This window comes from Variovorax sp. CF079, from assembly GCF_900101545.1.
Lineage (GTDB): Bacteria > Pseudomonadota > Gammaproteobacteria > Burkholderiales > Burkholderiaceae_C > Variovorax.
On sequence record NZ_FMZU01000014.1, the window covers coordinates 143,705 to 162,261 of the forward strand.

The 18,557-nt window shown below is 67.9% G+C and carries 17 protein-coding genes; 8 read left to right on the plus strand and 9 right to left on the minus strand.

The features are described 5' to 3' along the window. The first annotated feature begins 202 nt into the window (after positions 1-202). Positions 203-2,692: a sodium-translocating pyrophosphatase gene (locus BLS74_RS19710; RefSeq protein ID WP_093108844.1), complete on the plus strand. Its 2,490-nt coding sequence runs from the start codon at positions 203-205 to the stop codon at positions 2,690-2,692. A gap of 39 nt (positions 2,693-2,731) precedes the next feature. On the opposite strand, the gene BLS74_RS19715 is transcribed toward BLS74_RS19710, so the two are convergent. The 8 genes from BLS74_RS19715 to BLS74_RS19750 all read right to left on the minus strand — a co-directional run bounded on the left by BLS74_RS19715 (position 2,732) and on the right by BLS74_RS19750 (position 10,142). After that, positions 2,732-3,301 carry a hypothetical protein gene (locus BLS74_RS19715; protein ID WP_093108845.1) on the minus strand — a complete coding sequence of 190 codons (570 nt, stop codon included), beginning with the start codon at positions 3,299-3,301 and terminating at the stop codon, positions 2,732-2,734. Positions 3,302-3,466: 165 nt separating this feature from the next. After that, positions 3,467-3,715 (minus strand): hypothetical protein, encoded by a 249-nt coding sequence (locus tag BLS74_RS19720; RefSeq protein ID WP_093108846.1) that lies wholly within the window; start codon positions 3,713-3,715, stop codon positions 3,467-3,469. Then, positions 3,702-4,055 (minus strand): hypothetical protein, encoded by a 354-nt coding sequence (locus BLS74_RS19725; protein WP_170855658.1) that lies wholly within the window; start codon positions 4,053-4,055, stop codon positions 3,702-3,704. Before BLS74_RS19725 ends, BLS74_RS19720 begins: the two co-directional genes overlap by 14 nt. Positions 4,056-4,083: 28 nt before the next feature. After that, the gene (locus BLS74_RS19730; protein ID WP_093108848.1) at positions 4,084-4,965 is read right to left on the minus strand and encodes a DUF6999 family protein; all 882 of its coding nucleotides are present in this window, start codon (positions 4,963-4,965) and stop codon (positions 4,084-4,086) included. Then, on the minus strand, positions 4,962-6,875 hold the full coding sequence (locus BLS74_RS19735) for a StlD/DarB family beta-ketosynthase (RefSeq protein WP_093108849.1): 1,914 nt from the start codon (positions 6,873-6,875) through the stop codon (positions 4,962-4,964). The genes BLS74_RS19730 and BLS74_RS19735 overlap by 4 nt, the downstream gene beginning before the upstream one ends. Positions 6,876-6,878: 3 nt before the next feature. Continuing rightward, positions 6,879-7,796, minus strand: coding sequence for a fatty acid desaturase (locus tag BLS74_RS19740; RefSeq protein WP_093108850.1), 918 nt, complete (start codon positions 7,794-7,796; stop codon positions 6,879-6,881). Beyond that, positions 7,780-8,559, minus strand: a complete 780-nt coding sequence (locus tag BLS74_RS19745) for a sterol desaturase family protein (protein ID WP_093108851.1) — start codon at positions 8,557-8,559, stop codon at positions 7,780-7,782. The genes BLS74_RS19740 and BLS74_RS19745 overlap by 17 nt, the downstream gene beginning before the upstream one ends. Before the next feature lie 8 nt (positions 8,560-8,567). Beyond that, positions 8,568-10,142, minus strand: a complete 1,575-nt coding sequence (locus BLS74_RS19750; RefSeq protein ID WP_093108852.1) for a phospholipase D family protein — start codon at positions 10,140-10,142, stop codon at positions 8,568-8,570. A gap of 116 nt (positions 10,143-10,258) precedes the next feature. Between BLS74_RS19750 and BLS74_RS19755 the strand changes: the two genes are divergently transcribed. Continuing rightward, positions 10,259-10,813 (plus strand): peroxiredoxin, encoded by a 555-nt coding sequence (locus tag BLS74_RS19755; RefSeq protein ID WP_093108853.1) that lies wholly within the window; start codon positions 10,259-10,261, stop codon positions 10,811-10,813. Positions 10,814-10,860: 47 nt separating this feature from the next. After that, positions 10,861-12,294, plus strand: coding sequence for an aldehyde dehydrogenase family protein (locus tag BLS74_RS19760; protein ID WP_093108854.1), 1,434 nt, complete (start codon positions 10,861-10,863; stop codon positions 12,292-12,294). 6 nt (positions 12,295-12,300) lie between these two features. On the opposite strand, the gene BLS74_RS19765 is transcribed toward BLS74_RS19760, so the two are convergent. Then, positions 12,301-13,206, minus strand: a complete 906-nt coding sequence (locus tag BLS74_RS19765) for a ZIP family metal transporter (protein ID WP_093108855.1) — start codon at positions 13,204-13,206, stop codon at positions 12,301-12,303. 118 nt (positions 13,207-13,324) lie between these two features. Between BLS74_RS19765 and BLS74_RS19770 the strand changes: the two genes are divergently transcribed. From BLS74_RS19770 to glp, 5 genes are read left to right on the plus strand one after another with little or no spacing between them, the layout of a single operon-like run. After that, the gene (locus tag BLS74_RS19770; RefSeq protein WP_093108856.1) at positions 13,325-14,086 is read left to right on the plus strand and encodes an SDR family oxidoreductase; all 762 of its coding nucleotides are present in this window, start codon (positions 13,325-13,327) and stop codon (positions 14,084-14,086) included. Positions 14,087-14,141: 55 nt separating this feature from the next. After that, positions 14,142-15,428, plus strand: a complete 1,287-nt coding sequence (locus tag BLS74_RS19775; protein WP_348272433.1) for a serine hydrolase domain-containing protein — start codon at positions 14,142-14,144, stop codon at positions 15,426-15,428. Between the two features lie 46 nt (positions 15,429-15,474). Continuing rightward, a complete protein-coding gene (gene moaA / locus BLS74_RS19780) occupies positions 15,475-16,590 on the plus strand; it encodes a GTP 3',8-cyclase MoaA (RefSeq protein WP_093108857.1) in 1,116 nt (371 codons plus the stop codon). After that, positions 16,587-17,231, plus strand: a complete 645-nt coding sequence (gene mobA, locus BLS74_RS19785) for a molybdenum cofactor guanylyltransferase MobA (RefSeq protein ID WP_093108858.1) — start codon at positions 16,587-16,589, stop codon at positions 17,229-17,231. The genes moaA and mobA overlap by 4 nt, the downstream gene beginning before the upstream one ends. Continuing rightward, a complete protein-coding gene (gene glp / locus BLS74_RS19790) occupies positions 17,228-18,541 on the plus strand; it encodes a molybdopterin molybdotransferase MoeA (protein WP_093108859.1) in 1,314 nt (437 codons plus the stop codon). The genes mobA and glp overlap by 4 nt, the downstream gene beginning before the upstream one ends. The last annotated feature ends 16 nt before the right edge of the window (positions 18,542-18,557 follow it).

Sequence of the window (18,557 nt, forward strand, 5' to 3'; positions counted from 1 at the left end):
TACTTTCCGTGTCACGGCCCGGTCGCACGAAACTCGGCATTTGCCTGTAAATTGGCCGCGTTGGCCAATCGGCCCCGGCTTTTTGCAAGGCATCGGGGCTTCGAGGAAGCAACGCGGCGGAAGCACTGACCCGTACGCGTTGCGCGCAGGGCTAAGTGCTTTCGTCTCCACAAGTCACAACGTACGAATGGAGAAGCAAGGCATGATCGGCAACACCCCTCTCGTCCTCGCCATCGTCTGCGGCCTCGTGGCCGTGGGCTATGGTTTCTGGGCGCGCAGCTGGATTCTTTCGAAAGACCCGGGCAACGCCCGAATGCAGGAGATCGCGGCCGCGATCCAGACCGGCGCCGCGGCCTACCTGGCCAAGCAGTACCGCACGATCGCCGTAGTCGGCATCGTGCTCGCGATCCTGATCGGGATCTTCCTCGATGCGACCACCGCGGCCGGCTTCGTGGTCGGCGCGCTGCTCTCGGGCGCCTGCGGCTTCATCGGCATGAACGTCTCGGTGCGCGCCAACGTGCGCACCGCGCAGGCCGCGACCCAGGGCATCGGCCCGGCGCTCGACGTCGCCTTCCGCGGCGGCGCCATCACCGGCATGCTGGTGGTGGGGCTGGGCCTGCTGGGCGTCACGATCTTCTACTGGTTCCTCGTGGGCAACGGCAACCTGACGCCGGACAAGAACCTCGCCAACCTGCTCAACCCGCTGATCGGCTTCGCATTCGGCTCCTCGCTGATCTCGATCTTCGCGCGGCTGGGCGGCGGCATCTTCACCAAGGGCGCCGACGTCGGCGCCGACCTGGTGGGCAAGGTCGAGGCCGGCATTCCGGAGGACGACCCGCGCAACCCGGCGGTGATCGCCGACAACGTGGGCGACAACGTCGGCGACTGCGCCGGCATGGCGGCTGACCTGTTCGAGACCTATGCGGTGACGCTGATCGCGACCATGGTGCTGGGCGCGCTGATGGTGGCGGCGGCGCCGGTCAACGCCGTGCTGTACCCGCTGGCGCTCGGCGGCGTATCGATCATCGCGTCGATCATCGGCTGCTTCTTCGTCAAGGCCTCGCCGGGCATGGTCAACGTGATGCCGGCGCTCTACAAGGGGCTGGCGGTGGCGGGCGGCCTGTCGCTGATCGCGTTCTGGTTCGTGACGCAATGGCTCATCCCCGACAACGCGATCGCGGCCTCGGGCAGCCAGTTCAAGCTCTTCGGCGCCTGCTTCGTCGGCCTGGCACTCACGGCCGCACTGGTGTGGATCACAGAGTTCTATACCGGCACGCAGTACTCGCCGGTACGCCACATCGCACAGGCTTCGACCACCGGGCACGGCACCAACATCATCGCGGGCCTTGGCGTGTCGATGCGCTCCACCGCCTGGCCGGTGATCTGCGTCTGCATCGCGATCATGGCGTCCTATTGGCTCGCGGGCCTCTACGGCATCGCAGTGGCGGCCACGGCCATGCTCAGCATGGCCGGCATCGTGGTCGCGCTCGACGCCTACGGCCCGATCACCGACAACGCCGGCGGCATCGCCGAGATGTCGGAAATGCCGGCCAGCGTGCGCGACATCACCGACCCGCTGGACGCCGTGGGCAACACCACCAAGGCCGTGACCAAGGGCTACGCGATCGGCTCGGCCGGCCTGGCCGCGCTGGTGCTGTTCGCCGACTACACCCACAAGCTCGAGAGCTACGGGCAGGCCATCAGCTTCAACCTGAGCGACCCGATGGTGATCGTGGGCCTCTTCATCGGCGGCCTGATCCCCTATCTCTTCGGCGCCATGGCGATGGAGGCTGTGGGCCGCGCGGCCGGTTCGGTGGTCGAGGAAGTGCGCAGGCAGTTCCGTGAGATCCCCGGCATCATGGAAGGCACCGGCAAGCCGGAGTACGGCCGTGCCGTGAGCATGCTCACTGGTGCGGCCATCAAGGAAATGATGATCCCGAGCCTGCTGCCCGTGGTGGTGCCGATCGTGGTCGGCCTGCTGCTGGGTCCGAAGGCGCTGGGCGGTCTGCTGATGGGCACCATCGTCACCGGCCTGTTCGTCGCCATCTCGATGTGCACCGGCGGCGGCGCCTGGGACAACGCCAAGAAGTACATCGAGGACGGCAACCACGGCGGCAAGGGCTCCGAGGCGCACAAGGCCGCCGTCACCGGCGACACCGTGGGCGACCCCTACAAGGACACGGCCGGGCCGGCGGTGAACCCGCTGATCAAGATCATCAACATCGTGGCGCTCTTGATCGTGCCGCTGGTGGTCAAGTTCCACACCGGCGACGCAGCCGCGATGACAACGCCCGCTGCAGCGCCTGCTCCGATCACCGCGCCTGCGCCGGCGCCCGCAACGGCACCGGCGGCCTCGGGTGACATGGGCGCCTCGATCAAGACCGACAACGGCGTGGTCAAGTTCTATTTCGCCACCGCCAGCGCCGAGGTGCCCGCAGGCTCGAGCGCCGCGCTGGCCGATATCGTCAAGGCGGTTCAAAGCGGCGGCCGCGTGCTCGTGAGCGGCTACCACGACGCCAGCGGTGATGCCGAAAGGAATGCCGAGCTCGCCAAGCAGCGTGCCCTGGCAGTGGGCGCCGCGCTCAGGCTGGCCGGCGTGGCCGACGACAAGGTGGAGCTTGCCAAGCCCGCGCAAACGCAGGCCGACGGGCCGCCGGCCGAAGCGCGGCGGGTTGAAGTGAAGCTTCGGTAAGGGGTACGCGGCGCGCGCCGGCTGCGCGCGCCGCGGCGCTCAGTTCAGGCTGATGCCGTGCGTCGGCAGCGCGCCTTGCTCGGTGCGCAGCGGCACGCCCTGGAGCGTGTCGAAGTCGGACGGCGCATCCGGCATGCGCATCTCTTCCAGCTCGTGCAGCGAGGCCACCCAGCGGCCGGCCGCGGAGTTGGCGGGCTCGTCGTTGGTGAAGATGCCGTCGCGGATGTAGAAGGTTTCGCCGGCAGGCCGCTCGGCATGCAATTCGATCAGGCGTGCGATCGGGAAGGTATAGGTGACCAGTTTTTCCTTGGTCTTGCGGTCCTTGCCGCCGCAATTGAAGAAGCCTTCCGCGGCAATGACGATGCAGGAGCCGTCGACCTGGCTGTCGATGTCGCCGCCGCAGCGCCATACGGCGGTGGGCAGGCGAACGCGCACCTTGTCGATCACGAGATCGCGCTGCTTGTTGAGGGCGTTGAGGGGCGGCACCAGCGAGCGCAGCTGCCGCAGGCGATCGGCGAAGTTGTCGTCCATGCTGAATTCGACGTGGTGCGTGGCGCCACCCGAGCGCTTGACGACCTGCATGATGACGTGGCGGGGCGGCCTGCTCATACGCGCTCCGACCAATAGAAGGCAATGGTTTTAAGCGGGATCATTTGATCGACCATCAATTAGAACTTTGGTATTGAGGCAAATAATTGCATCAATTGTTTCCAACTGTAGATCGAAATTCGCCGCTTTGGTAGCCGATTTGCAGAGGCAAATCGAATTCGTCAACTACGTCGCAACGCTGTCACGATCGATCAACTCGTCGAGTGCCTTGCATGAGGGCGCGCAGACGGTTTGCGACTTGCCCAGCAGCTGCCTGGTCCGCATCTGGGAGCGCACGCGGTGCTTGCCGCACATGAAGCAGGACATGGTCGCGCCACTGAACGAAGCCGAGGCGCGGAAAGGAGAGCCCGGCGCCTTGGCCTTGTAGCGCAGGCCGTCTGCCACGACGGCGGTCTTGACATCAGCCTTGGCCATGGGTCGCGTCGGGTTCGGCATGGCGCATGGCGCGCGTGATGGCGTCCTTGGCAGCCAGTTCGGCGGCCAGCGAGGCATCCAGCCCGGAGCGGCACAGGCCGGCGTGCTGATAGTTGAGGTTTTCGTACACCTCGGCGGCGGCCGGATAGGCGTCCAGCAACTGCCCGAGGCCGGTGCCGGGCTCGACCTCGCGGAACTCGTCCACCAGGTGCATCACGACCGACCGGTACTGCTCGGCACCCACCGGCACGGCGCTGTGCTCGAGCCGCTCGAGGAGCTGGGCCAGCACGTGCGTCACCGCCAGATCGGCCTTGGGCGACGGAGTCTTGGTAGCGTTCATGGCTCGCATCTGGGGCACGGACGCCGGATTACAAGGGTGCGGCGGCCCGCGCATCCCGGAACTTCATCAGGAGGCTGTGCAGCATCTCGGTGGACAGGCCGTGGATCACCAGCCGGTGCCCCGCGCGCAGGGTCGACAGCGGCACCAGCGGGTGCTTGTTGTTCACCAGGATCAGGTGCTCGGGCGCATCCAGCACGGTGGCGGCGTAGATGCCGATGGTTTCGTCGAGCTGAAGCGAATTGGCAGCGCGCCAGAAGTCGTTGTCGGTCAGCATGAGCTGATAGAGCGGCGTGAACAGCTCGATCGCGCTTTGCAAGTCGAGAAAATTGAGCCTGCCGTGCGGCATGTCTTCGATTTGCAAGGCGGGCTCGCGGATCATCGAGAAATCGACCCGCTCTGCCTTGCGCAACTGGAGACCCTGCGCGCGCAGCGCCTGGTTGAGCCGGATCACGAAATTGAAGAGGTTCAGGTCGTGCTGCAGGAACATGTCCTCCTTCAGCGCGTCGATGTCGGCCGGCTCCAGCGGCGCGGTAGCGACCGGCACCGGCGAATTGGCGCCGATGAAGGCCAGCACCTGCGAACCCAGGTGGAAGTGCCGCAGGATCAGCCAATTCGCCTCGGGCGAGACGAAGCGTTGGAGGCCCCAGGCCAGCAGGCGGTGCAGCAGCCGCGAATGCGCCCACTTGCGCGGCACGAACACCTTGATCACCTGGAACAGCACGATGGCGGCGCGCGCCAGCGGCCGCAAAAACGGCAGCAGGTACTGGCGCGAGGCCGAACTCGAATCGGCGAGCCAGGCCGCCTTCACCTTGTCGGGCAGCGGCGTGCTCTGGTCGAGGTAGAGGGCGAGCCAGGGGCTCGGGTCGCGCAGATCGTGCTGCTGCGCCAGGAAGTCCGGAGTTGTGCTCATGCTTGCATTCGTTCCGTGACGTGCTCGAACTGCATCAGGTAGAGCGCCGCGGTGTGGCGCGCGGTGTCGACGATCTGGCGCGCGGCCCTGCCCTCGCCATCGAGCGCCATCGCCATCTCGACCGCGGCCAGCCAGCGATTGAGGTGATTCTCGTCGTTGTGGCCGTGATACTCGAGGAAGCGGAAGGCCTCGGGCGGCAGCTTCAGCCCGGGCTTGATCAGCGGCAGCAGCGCCGGCACGATGCGCTGCCCGGTGCCTTCGATGATGTAGATCGCGCCCAAAAGCCCGATCGGGTTGCGCGTCGCGGCCAGGCCATGCAGGTAGGCGTTGAGCGCTTCACCGCCCGGGTTGCGCCGCAGGGCATCGATGACTGCGATGCTGCCGCCCGCCTTGCGGTAGTCGTTGAACAGGATCATGAAGTCGTCCTGCTCCTCGCCGGCATGCACGCCGATCAGCGCCGCCAGCGCCTGGTAGGGCTCGGCCAGCGAGGCGGCGCCTTCGCGCATCCACTTGCTGCCCTCGCGCACCTGGGGAATCCAGTTCTCCATCCAGTTCAAGTAGTCGGCGAGCGCGAAGCGGCGCTCGCGGATCTGCCGCACCAGCGGCGTGCGCCAGACGCGCGAACGGTAGTCGTGCCAGATCGCGGCCAGCTCGGTGAGCAGTTCGCCCAGGCCCTCGGGCGCGGCGGCCGGGTCGTGCGGCGGCGCAATGACCTCAGTCGGCGCCTCGGCCGCCGCCTCCGCGCGAACCGGCGCAGGCGCAGCGGCAGCAGCGGCGCCGGCCTCTTCGACCTCGAACAGCATGTACGCCGCCATGAAGCGGCCCGACTCGGGCACGTAGCAGAAGATCTGCTCGCCGGGTTTCAGGGTCTTGGTCTGCAGGAATTCGGCCAGCATGATCATGATCGAGGCCGCGCCGGTGTTGCCGCGCCAGGCCAGATTGCTGTACCAGCGCTCGCGCGGAATGGCGAGGCCGGCCTTGTGCATCAGGCCGTCGACCACGGGAATGAACTTCTCCGACGAGTAGTGGCACAGGAAATGGTCGACCCGCGCCGGGTCGAGCCAGCCCTCGCGCACCAGCCCTGCGTATTCGTGGATGCCGATGTCGAACAGGTGCGGCAGAAGCCGGATGTCCTGCCTGAGCGACAAGGCGCCCGCGGCCTCGGCCTCGCCCCAGGAGCCGAAGTCCAGGTGCCCGCGCGAGCGATCCTCGGTCAAGCCCAGCTGCATGCACACGGGGTAGTCGCCCGAGAAAGCGCGCTGGTGGATCCACTTGAGGCGCAGGCGCACGCCCGGCGCGCCGGCCAGCGCCGGCGCACCATCGGACAGCAGCAACGCACCGGCACCATCGGACAGCATCCAGCGCAGGAAGTGCGAGTCGAAATCGGTGTCGTATCCGCGCGCCGCGAAGCGCGAGCGCTTGAACAGGCGCGAAGGCATCTCGCTCGCCACCGCCAGCGCCGAGCGATGCGCGCCGAGCTCCACGCCCTGCGCCGCCGACTGGATCGCCGACACGCCGGCCGCACAGATGCCGTGCACCGAGAGCGTCTCCATCGGCGGTGCCGCGAGCTCGCCCTGGATCATGTTGGCGAAGCCCGGCATCAGCGCATCGCCGCCCGAGGAGCCGCTGGCCAGCAGCGACACACGCGAGATCTCGGCCGCGCCCTGCTGCAGGCAGTGGCGGATCGCACCCGACGCGAGCTGCGCGTTGGTGTGCACCGTGCGGCCCTCGGCGTCGATCGCGTAGTAGCGCTCGCGGATGCCGTTCTCGGCCAGGATGCGCCGCTTGATGCGCTCCGACATCCGGTTGAGCGGCGCGATGTAGGCATCCATGCGTTCGTTGGACACGGGCGCGCCGGGCATGAAGTAGCCGGCACTTTCGAGATAGACACGCTGGAAGGAAACGGGCATGGATCAGGACTGTGGATTGGAATTCGGAGACATCAGCGAGCGACTGCGAAAGCGCGGCACGAGCGCACCCAGGACGAACACGCGCGCCATGTACACGAGGAGGCCGCGCTCGTTGAGCGCAGGGTCGACGCGCGCACGGTAGTGCTCGCTGTGCAGCCGTGAAAGCGCCGACCAGTGCACCTTCGAGTTCTCGTGATGCGCCGTGTGCAGGCCGATGTTGAACAGGAGCGGATTGATCAGTCCTTCGAAGTTGCGCGCGTAATCGAGCGAAGCACCTTCCGGGCGCGGCCGGCCGTCCGCATGCGCATGCTGAAGGTAGTTGGTGGCCAGCAGCCAGTGCAGGCCATGCAACTGCGGCAGGATGACAAACAGCACTGCCTTCTGCCAATCGAGCGCCAGCAGCGCGGTCCAGCTGCCGAGCCAAAGCACATACTGCGCCATGCAGTAGCGCCACGCGCCCGGCCAGTGGCGCCGCAGCCGGCCCAGCCAGGCCACGAACACCGGGTAGAGCACGGCCACGGCCTGCAGCGGATGCAGGAGGTAGCCCAGCAGGTGATTGGTGTCGCCACCGAAGCGGTAGGTGCGCGCAGCGTCCTTCGGCCCGTGCCGGTGGCGATGGTGATTGGCCACGTGCGCCGGCCAGAACACGAAGGTCGGATGGCCCTGCAGCAGCGTCAGCCAGCAATCGGTGAAGCGGTTCGCCCGGCGGCCGCGCCACAGACGCAGGTGCGCATGGTTGTGATGGATCACGCTGACCCCGAGCGTGAGGAACAGCATCGCGCCATACGGCAGCCAGTGGAAGCCGTGCACCCATTGCCAGGCCGCCAGCGCAGGCAGTGCGGCAAGGTAGGCCAGGCTCTGCCAGTCGCGCCAATGGCGCAGGCGCGGCAGGCGCGCTGGACGATCAGGCCGAGACGCCACGGTTTCTCTCTTGCTCGCGATACGCGCGCAGCTGCGGCTCGGCCGCATCGGCCGCGACGCGCGTGCGGAACAGCCGGTCCATGAAGGTGAACTGGAAGCCGTAGTTGCCGCTGTGGCAGGTGTGGTGCAGATGATGCCGGCGGCTGGCGGCGAACCAGTGGTTGTATGAGACCTTCGGAAAGAAGTCGTAGTTCGAATGCCCGACGTTGTTGAAGAACAGGCTGAACAACGGCACCGAGGCCAGCGCCCAGAAGCTGAAGTCGTGCACCAGCATCGGCGGCAGGATCACGTTGCCCAGCAGCAGCGCCTCGAGCGGATGAAAGCTGTAGGTGGCAAAGGGTGTGGTCACGACCGAGCGATGGTGCGGGCCATGGAAGCGCCGCAGGAGCCGGGTGTGCAGCAGACGGTGGTTGAGCCAGAAATGCACGTCGTTCCAGACCGCCAGCGAGAGGATCTCCAGTGCGATCTGCAGTCCGCTCGGGTTCGCATCGAGCCGCGCCCAGCCCAGTTGCAGGAATCCCCATGGGAACACCATGCCGATGCCGAAGACCAGCACCGACACGGCCGACTGCGCGAGCTCCCGGCGCAGCTGTCCAGGCGACACCGGCCGCGGGTCGAGTTCGCGGCCGATGCCCAGCGCGGGCAATAGCCTGCGCGTCAGCAGCCAGTTGGCGGCGCCGAAGAGCAGGTAGATGCTGCCGAAGAAGGCCACGCCCCACAGCATGACCTGCAGGACGGACAAGGATTGGAAGGTGGCTGCCACGCGCGAGGCTACAGGAGCATTTCCGGCACGATCGGCGCGATCAGCCTGTTGTAGAAGCGCTGGAAGAAGGTCGCCTCCGGCTCGGAGGTGAGGACCATCTCCTTCTCGCCGTCGGTGGTGAGCCACTCGACGGCGCCGGTGTCCTTGGCCAGGCGCAGGCGGTAGGAGTTCTGCACCCTGCTGACGTTGATCACGCGCAGCAGCTCGCGCGCCAGCTGCGGACTGTCGATCAGCACGCCCATCTCGGTGTTCTGGGTGGCCGAGCGCGGGTCCAGGTTGGCCGAGCCGATGAGGAGGCGGGTGCGGTCGATGGCCGCGGTCTTGGCGTGCAGGCGTCCCAGCGAAGTGCCGAAGGAGCCGAAGCGCTTGCTCGCGGTGGTGCGTTCGGGGCTCAGCTCGTAGAGGTCGGCGCCCGATCTCAGCAGCCGTTGCCGATAGCGCACATAGCCCGTGTGGACCAGCGGCTCGTCGTTGGCGGCCAGCGAGTTGGTCAAGAGCACGACCTTGACCTTGCGCTGGGCCAGGTCCTCGAAGGCCGCCATGCCCTTGTCGCCCGGCACCAGATAGGGCGAGGTCATCTGCACCTCGTTCTTGGCGCCCAGCAGGATGGTCCACATGCGCATCGTGACGCTGGTGGCCAGGGCTTCGTCGGCTGTCATGGTGGTGGGCTTGGTGGGCGGATCCGCCACCGCATTGGCCCAGCCCCACAGCAGGCCCATGCGGCCGCCGTCGAGCTCTTCGGCGATCGGCCCGTAGCCGAGGATGTCGGCGGGCGGCAGCACGATCTTGGGCGGCGGCGCGGCCATGCCGATCCAGGAATCGAACTCCGCCGTCCCGGGCGTTCGGCCGCCCTCGCCGCGCACGATGTCCTCGATCGGCCAGACCTGCTCGCTGTTCCAGTAGGCGTCGAAGATGGATTCGAGCTGCGGCAGCACCTTGCCCACCACCACCGCGTCCATGTCGATGAAGTTCTGCGCCTCGCTGAGCACGAAGTACTCGTCGGCGATGTTGCGCCCGCCCACCACCGCCATCACGCCGTCGGCGATGAAGAGCTTGTTGTGCATGCGGTGGTTGAGCCGATAGATCTCGTGCGGCGAGGCGACGAAACGCGAAAGGAAACCGTCGCGGCCGCAGCAGAAGGGATTGAAGAGCCGCACGTCGACGTTGGGCGTCTGCGAAAGCGCCAGCAGCAGGTACTGGCTCTTGGCCGTGTAGAGGTCGTCCACCAGCACGCGCACCTTGACGCCGCGCGCCGCGGCCTCGCGCAGCGAGCGCATCAGCAGGCGGCCGACGGCATCGTTCTCGAGCTGGTAGTACTGCACCACCAGCGAGCGCTCGGCCCGCTGTGCGAGCTGGATGCGTGCATCGAGCGAGTACACGCCGAGCGGCATCAGGCGAAAGCCGGAATGCTCGTCCGGCGGCGTGGATGCGGCGACGATCTTCGCCAGCGTGGTCGACGGATCCGCCGGCGCCGCATGCTCCGCGGGCCGCTCCCTGGCCGGCGGCAGCGAGCCGCAGGCGCCGAGCCCAGCGGCCAACGCGCACAGCAGCGCGATGCGCAGCAGATGGACCAGTGCGGTCATGATCTTTCCCCTCTTTGTCTGTTATTAATACGGCAGCGCACGCCTGCCGGTTTCACCTCTGCCCGCGCAACGCGTCCGGGTTCTAGAATTCGCCATGCCCCTCCCGGAGTTACGTCATGACCCGATGGATTCTCGCGCGTATCGCCGCATCTGCGCTCGCAAGCCTCGCACTTTCTCCAGCCTTCGCCGCTCTCGACATCGGCGACCCGGTGCCCAAGTTCACGGCCACTGCGGCGCTGGGCGGCAAGACCTTCCGCTACTCGCTGGCCGACGCACTGGCCAAAGGGCCGGTGGTGGTTTATTTCTTCCCGGCGGCCGGCACCACGGACTGCAACATCGAGGCGCACGCTTTCGCTGAGGCGATTGGCCAGTTCGAGGCGGTGGGCGCCACGGTGATCGGCGTCTCGGCCGACGACGTCGACACGTTGAAGGACTTCTCGGTCAAACAGTGCCAGAGCAAATTCCCGGTCGCCTCCGACCAGTCCAAGACGGTGATCCAGGGTTTCGATGCGCTGATGCAGACGCGCCCGGATTTCGCCAACCGGCTTTCCTACGTGATCTCGCCGAACGGCACCGTGGCCTACTACTACCAGAACCTCAATCCCGACAAGCACGTGGAGCGCATGCTCAATGCCGTGAAGGCGCTGCCGAAGTCGACCGCCAGCCGCTAGCGGGTGCTCCGGGCGGCGGCCGGCCGCTTTCGCGCACAATTTCGGCCATGCAACTCCATTACATCGGCAACCAAAACATCGCTTCCTCCTCCGGCCGCACCCTACCGGTGATCGACCCCTCCGACGGCCAGACCTTCGACGAACTGCAGCGCGGCAATGCAGCCGACATCGATGCCGCCGTGCGCGCCGCGCGTCATTGCTTCGAGACCCACTGGCACAAGAAGAGCGCGGCCGACCGCGGCCGGCTGCTCTACCTGCTCTCCCAGAGAATCGCCGCGCACGCCGACGAGCTGGCGCTCATCGAACAACGCGATTGCGGCAAGCCGGTCAAGCAGGCGCGTGCCGATGCCCTGGCGCTGGTGCGCTACTTCGAGTTCTACGCCGGCGCCTGCGACAAGCTGCACGGCGAGACCATCCCCTATCAGGAGGGCTACAGCGTCTTCACCTGGCGCGAACCGCACGGCGTCACCGGCCACATCATTCCGTGGAACTACCCGATGCAGATCTTCGGCCGCAGCGTCGGCGGCGCGCTGGCCGCAGGCAACGTCTGCGTGGTCAAGCCCTCGGAAGACGCCTGCCTGTCGCTGATCCGCGTCGCGCAACTCGCGGCGGAGGTCGGTTTCCCGCCTGGCGCGATCAACATCGTGACCGGCTACGGCCACGAAGTCGGTGATGCGCTGGCGCGCCACGAGGGCATCGACCACATCAGCTTCACCGGCAGCCCGAAAGTGGGCACGCTGATCCAGCAGGTCGCGGCCGAGCGCCACTGCCCGGTCACGCTCGAGCTCGGCGGCAAGAGCCCGCAGATCATCTTCGCCGACGCCGACCTGGGCGCCGCCATTCCGGTGCTGATCAACGCGATCGTGCAAAACGCCGGCCAGACCTGCTCGGCCGGCTCGCGCGTGCTGATCGAACGCGAGATCTACGAGCCGCTGCTCGAGCGGCTCGGCCATGCCTTCGAGGCGCTGCGCGTCGGCCCCGCCGCGATGGACCTCGACGTCGGCCCGCTGATCCGCCAGACGCAGCAGCAGCGCGTCTGGGACTTTCTGTCCGATGCCCAGCACGCCGGCATTCCAATGGTGGCGCAGGGCGTGGTGGTCGACGAGGCGCCGGAAACCGGCTTCTACCAGGCGCCGACCCTGCTGCGCGACGTGCCGGTGGGGCATCGCTTGGCGCAGGAAGAAGTCTTCGGCCCGGTGCTGGCCGCGATGGCGTTCAGCGACGAGGACGAGGCCGTGGCGCTCGCCAACGCCACGCAGTTCGGCCTGGTCGCCGGCATCTGGACCGAGAACGGCGCGCGCCAGTTCCGCATGGCCAAGCGCGTGAAGAGCGGCCAGGTGTTCATCAACAACTATGGCGCGGGCGGCGGTGTCGAACTGCCCTTCGGCGGCGTCAAGTCCTCAGGCTATGGCCGCGAGAAGGGCTTCGAAGCGCTCTACGGCTTCACCACGCTGAAGACCGTGGCCGTGCGCCACGGCTGATCATCATCAGCCGAGGGCGGTGTCCAGCAGCATCATCAGCACGAAACCCACCATCAACCCGCCCGTCGCAAAGGCCTCGTGGCCCTTGCGGTGGGACTCGGGAATGATCTCGTGGCTGATCACGAACAGCATCGCGCCGGCGGCAAAACCCAATCCCCAGGGTAGCAAGGCGGCCGACCCGCTCACGATCGCTGCACCGAGCACGGCACCCACCGGCTCGACCAGGCCGGACGCCATGCCGAGCCCGACCGCGAAAGGCCGCCGGTAGCCCGCGGCGAGCAGCGCCACCGCAACCACCAGGCCTTCGGGCACGTCCTGGATCGCGATGCCGGTCGCCAGCGCGCTGCCGCGCAGCGCATCCCCGCCTGCGAAGCCGACGCCGATCGCCAGGCCTTCGGGCAGGTTGTGCAGCGCAATTGCGAACACGAACAACCAGGTGCGGCGGAGCACGCCTGCGTTCTGCCCCTCCACGCCCTTGATGAAATGCTCGTGCGGCAGCACGCGGTCCAGCACCAGCAGCGCGAGCGCGCCGAGCAGGATCGCGCCGCCGACGATGCCCCCGGCACCCCACGCATCCGCACCCGCGGCGCGCGCGGCGGCAATGCCGGGGATGATCAACGAGAAGGCGCTGGCCGCCAGCATCACGCCAGCGCCGAAACCGAACAGCGTGTCCTGCGCGCGATCCGACAGACGCTGCGAGAACAGGATGGGCAAGGTGCCCAGCGCGGTCGCGAGCGCGGCCACCGAGCCGCCGGTCAAGGCCTGCAGCACCACCGGGCGACTGGTCACGAACTGCCAGAACTGCGCACCCAGCACCAGCACGCCGGCCAGCACGATCGAGATTCCGACCAACTGCCGCAGCGGCAGCACGGGGCGCTTGGCGGCGCTGGCAAGGGATGAGCTGTTGTCCATGAGCAAATGATAATAATTCTCATCTGGTTCATGCTTCAGGAATTTCAATCCCGGCGATAGAGCGCCGCCGGCGAGGTGCCTACACTTGCGCGTTCCTATTTCCCCGGAGACATACCGAATGCGCGTCAAGGACAAATCCATCATCGTGACCGGCGCCGGCGGCGGCATCGGCGAAGGCATCGCAAAGCGGCTGGCAGCCGAAGGCGCGCAGGTCGTCGTCAACGACATCAATGCCGCACTCGGCGAACAGGTGGTCGAAGCCATCCTGCGCGCCGGCGGCCGGGCCTCTTTCTTCGCCGCCGACGTCACCAAGTCGGCCGAAGTCAAGGCGCTGGTCGAGGCCGCGGTCCAGCGCCACGGCAAGCTCGACGTGATGGTCAACAACGCTGGCTGGACGCACCGCAACCGCCCGGCACTCGAAGTGAGCGAGGACGAGTTCGACCGCTGCTACGCGGTCAATGTAAAGAGCATCTACCTGTCGACCGTGCATGCCGTGCCGGCGTTGCGCGCCAACGGCGGCGGCTCCTTCATCAACATCGCCTCCACCGCCGGCGTGCGGCCGCGTCCGGGCCTCACCTGGTACAACGGCTCGAAAGGCGCGGTCATCACCACCAGCAAGTCGCTCGCCGCCGAATTCGGCCCCGACAACATCCGCGTGAACTGCATCAACCCGGTGTTCAACCCCGACACCGGCCTGGCCGCCGAGTTCGCCGGCGGGCCGATCACCGAGGAGCGCAAGGCCAAGTTCCGCGCCACCATCCCGCTCGGCCGCTTCTCGACCGCGCTCGATGTGGCCAATGCGGCGCTCTACCTGGCCAGCGACGAGGCGTCCTTCATCAGCGGCGTCTGCATCGAGGTCGACGGCGCGCGCTGCGTCTAGGGAAAAGGCGGCGCAGACCGCCCGAACGAATCCCATCCACAACGAGGAGACAAGAATGATGAAGCCATTCAAGCGCTGCCTGCGCCACATCGCGGCCGGCCTCTTCTTCGCGGGGCCGCTGCTGGCCGCCGCGCAATCGCTGCCGACCACCAGCCCCGAGCGCGTCGGGCTCTCCAGCGAGCGCCTGCAGATGCTCACCGACGTGCTCAAAGCAGACGTGGCGGCCAACAAGATCCCCGGCGCCGTATTGCTGGTGGCGCGGGGCGGCAAGGTCGCCTGGTTCGAGCCCATCGGCCGGCTCGACCCGGCCGCCGGCACCCCGATGCCGCGCGACGGGATCTTCCGCATCTACTCGATGAGCAAGCCCATCACGACGGTCGCCGCGATGATGCTGGTCGAAGACGGGCGCATGAAGCTCGACGACCCGGTCGCGATGTACCTGCCCGAGTTCGCCAACATGACGGTCGGCGTCGAGAAGCCGGGCAGCGACGGCAAGCCGGTGCTCGAGACCGTGCCGGCACGCCGGCCGATCACGGTGTACGACCTGATGCGCCACACCTCGGGCCTGACCTACGGCTTCTTCGGGCCCGGGCTGGTCAAGCAGGCCTACAACGCAGCCAACCTGCATGCCGGCGATCCGAGCAATGCGGAGTTCTCGCAGCGTCTGGCCAAGCTGCCGCTGGCCTATCAGCCAGGCACCACCTGGGACTACAGCTACTCGACCGACATCCTGGGCCGCGTGGTCGAGGTGGTGTCGGGCCAGACGCTCTACCAGTTCGAAAAAGCCCGCCTGCTCGATCCGCTCGGCATGAAGGACACCAGCTTCTACGTGAGCGATGCGCCGCGCCAGCAGCGCATCGCGGAACCGTTGGCGAGCGACCGCAGCTTCGGCGTCGGCGCCGAGTTCAGCGACCCGCGCGTCGTGCAGAAGGCCGAATCGGGCGGCGGCGGCATGGTGTCGACAGCAGCCGACTACGCGCGCTTCCTGCAGATGCTGCTGAACGGCGGCACGCTCGACGGCAAGCGCTATCTGGGCCCGCGCACGCTGGGCCTCATGGTGTCCGACCATGCCAACGGCGGCGCCGGCATCGCGCCCGGGCCGCTCTACCTGCCGGGTTCGGGCTACGGCTTCGGCTTGGGCTTCGCGGTGCGCCGCAGCAACGGCGAAGCACCCTACCCGGCCGCCGCCGGCGAGTTCAACTGGGGCGGCGCCGGCGGCACCTACATGTGGGTGGACCCCGAGAACCAGATGTTCGTGGTGCTCATGCTGCAATCGCCCAAGCACCGGGTGCACTACCGCAGCTTGCTGCGCAACATGATCTACGCCGCCGTGGTCAAGTAGCCTTGAAAAGGCGTCCGGCCGGGCTATGCGTTAAATTGCCCTTCCCATGAACCAGCACGTCGTCCACGTCTCCGAGATCGGCCGCGCCCGCCGCGTGGCGGCACCGGAGCGCGCCGTGCCGGCCACCGGCGTGCTGCTCGACCGCCTTTCGCGCCCGCTCACCGACCTGCGCATCAGCGTCACCGACCGCTGCAACTTCCGCTGCAGCTACTGCATGCCGAAGGAAGTGTTCGACAAGGACTACCAGTACCTGCCCCACAGCGCCCTCCTGAGCTTCGAGGAGATCACGCGGTTGGCGCGCATCTTCGCGACGCATGGCGTGCACAAGATCCGGCTCACCGGCGGCGAGCCGCTGCTGCGCAAGAACCTGGAAGTGCTGGTGGAGCAGCTGGCCGCCATTCGCACCCCGCAGGGCGCGCCGCTGGACCTCACGCTGACCACCAACGGCTCGCTGCTGGCGCGCAAGGCCGAGGCGCTGAAGGCCGCCGGCCTCAATCGCGTGACCGTGAGCCTCGACGGCCTCGACGACACGGTGTTCCGCAGCATGAACGACGTCGACTTTCCGGTGGCCCAGGTGCTCGCGGGCATCGATGCGGCCCATGCCGCGGGCCTCGGCCCGATCAAGGTCAACATGGTCGTCAAGCGCGGCACCAACGAGCAGGAAATCCTGCCGATGGCGCGCCGCTTCCGCGGCACCGGCGTGGTGCTGCGCTTCATCGAATACATGGACGTCGGCGCCACCAACGGCTGGCGCATGGACGAGGTGCTGCCCTCGGCCGAGGTGGTGGCACGCATCGCCGAGGAATTCCCGCTCGCGCCGCTCGAAGCCAGCGCGCCCGGCGAAACCGCGCAGCGCTGGGCCTATCGCGACGGCGGCGGCGAGATCGGCGTGATCAGCAGCGTGACCCAGGCCTTCTGCCACGACTGCAGCCGCGCGCGCCTGTCGACCGAAGGCAAGCTCTACCTGTGCCTGTTCGCCAGCAGCGGGCACGACCTGCGCCCGCTCCTGCGCGGCGATGCCGACGATGCGCAAATCGCCTCCGCCATCGGCCACATCTGGCAAGGGCGCACCGACCGCTACTCCGAACTGCGCGCATTGCGCGGGCCCGACACCGATGCGGCCGCGCCGCGCCGCGTCGAGATGAGCTACATCGGCGGATGAGCGCGCTCGCCACCATTGCCGCCAGCGAGATCACCGGCCTCGTGCTCGCCGGCGGGCGCGGCTCGCGCATGGGCGGCGTCGACAAGGGCCTGCAGAACTTCAACGGCACGCCGCTCGCGATGCATGCGCTGATGCGCCTCGGCATGCAGGTCGGCGAGCTGATGGTCAATGCCAACCGCAACCTGTCGGCCTACGAATCCTTCGGCGCACCGGTCTGGCCCGACGGCCTGGCCGACTACGCCGGGCCGCTGGCCGGCTTCCTGACCGGGCTGGAACGCTGCGAAACGCCCTATCTGCTGACCGTGCCCTGCGACACACCGCTGTTTCCGCTCGACCTGGCGAGCCGATTGGGCGAGGCCTTGCTGGCCGACGATGCCGAGATCGCCATGGTGAGCGCGCCCGAAGCCGCCGCCGAGTCCGATGGTGCATCGGCACTGCGCCCGCAGCCCGTGTTCTGCCTGCTGCGCGCCACGCTGCTTGAAAGCCTGGTGCGCTTCACCCAGGACGGCGGCCGTAAGATCGACAAGTGGACCGCGCAGCACCGAACGGTGCTGGTGCCCTTCGACCGGCCCGGCGACGCGCCCGACGCGTTCTTCAACGCCAACACCTTGACCGAGCTGCACGCGCTCGAAAACCGATGAGCCGCATCGCCGAGATCGCCGCTGCCCTGGCCGGCTACGACCCGAAAGCCCTGGGCGTCGATGCGGTGCAGGCCTTCCTGGCTCGCCTCGCCGAACCGGCCGTCGTCACGCAGAGCGAGCGCATCGCACTGCGCGACGCGCTCGGCCGGGTGCTGGCCGAGGACATCATCTCGCCCGTCAGCGTGCCGCCGCACGACAACTCGGCGATGGACGGCTTCGCCTTCGACGGCGCGCTGCTCCATGCCGACGCATCGAGCGATGCCTCGGTGGAGCTGCGCGTGGTCGGCACGGCGCTGGCCGGCGCCGCCTGGCGCGGCACGCTCGGCCTGGGCGACGCCGTCAAGATCATGACCGGCGCCATGATGCCCGCGGGCCTCGACACCGTGATCCCGCAGGAGTTCTGTTTCGTCGAGGGCGACCAGGTCCGCTTCCCGGCCAAGGTGCTGCGCCGCGGCGACAACCGCCGCCTGGCCGGCGAGGATCTGATGCAGGGCCAGGCCGCATTGCAACGCGGCGAGCGTCTCTCGCCCGCTGCGCTCGGCATGGTCGCCAGCCTCGGATTGCCGATGGTGCCGGTGCTGCGGCGCCTGCGCGTGGCCTACTTCTCCACCGGCGACGAGATCCTGAGCTTGGGCGAGCTGCCGCGCGAAGGCGCGGTCTACGACAGCAACCGCTACACCGTGTTCGGCCTGCTCACGCGCCTGGGTTGCGAAGTGATCGACCTGGGCCTGGTGCGCGACGATCCCGCGGCGCTGGCCGACACGCTGCGCCGCGCCGCGCGCGAGGCCGACGCGATCATCACCAGCGGCGGCGTCAGCGTCGGCGAGGCCGACCACACGCGCGCCGTGATGCAGCAGCTGGGCGACATGGCCTTCTGGCGCGTCGCGATGCGGCCCGGCCGGCCGATGGCGGTGGGTCTGATCCCCAAGCAAGGCGAAGCCGAGGGCACGGCCGTGCTGTTCGGCCTACCGGGCAATCCGGTTGCCGTGATGGTCACCTTCCTCGCCTTCGTGCGTCCGGCCCTGCTGCGGATGATGGGCTGCCACGCTGCGGGCTGCGCGCCGCCGCCCATGCTGCGCGCCAGGAGCATGGCCGCGATCCGCAAGAAACCGGGCCGCACCGAGTACCAGCGCGGCCGGGTGGAGGCGGTGCCGGGATCGCTGCCCGAGGTCCGCATCGCCGGCAACCAGGGCTCGGGCGTGCTCAGCTCGATGGTCGAAGCCAACGGCCTGGTGGTGCTGCACCATGAGCAAGGCGGCGTGGCCGCGGGCGACGCGGTCGACGTGATGATGTTCGACGGCGTGGGCTAGTCCGCGCGGGAGATGC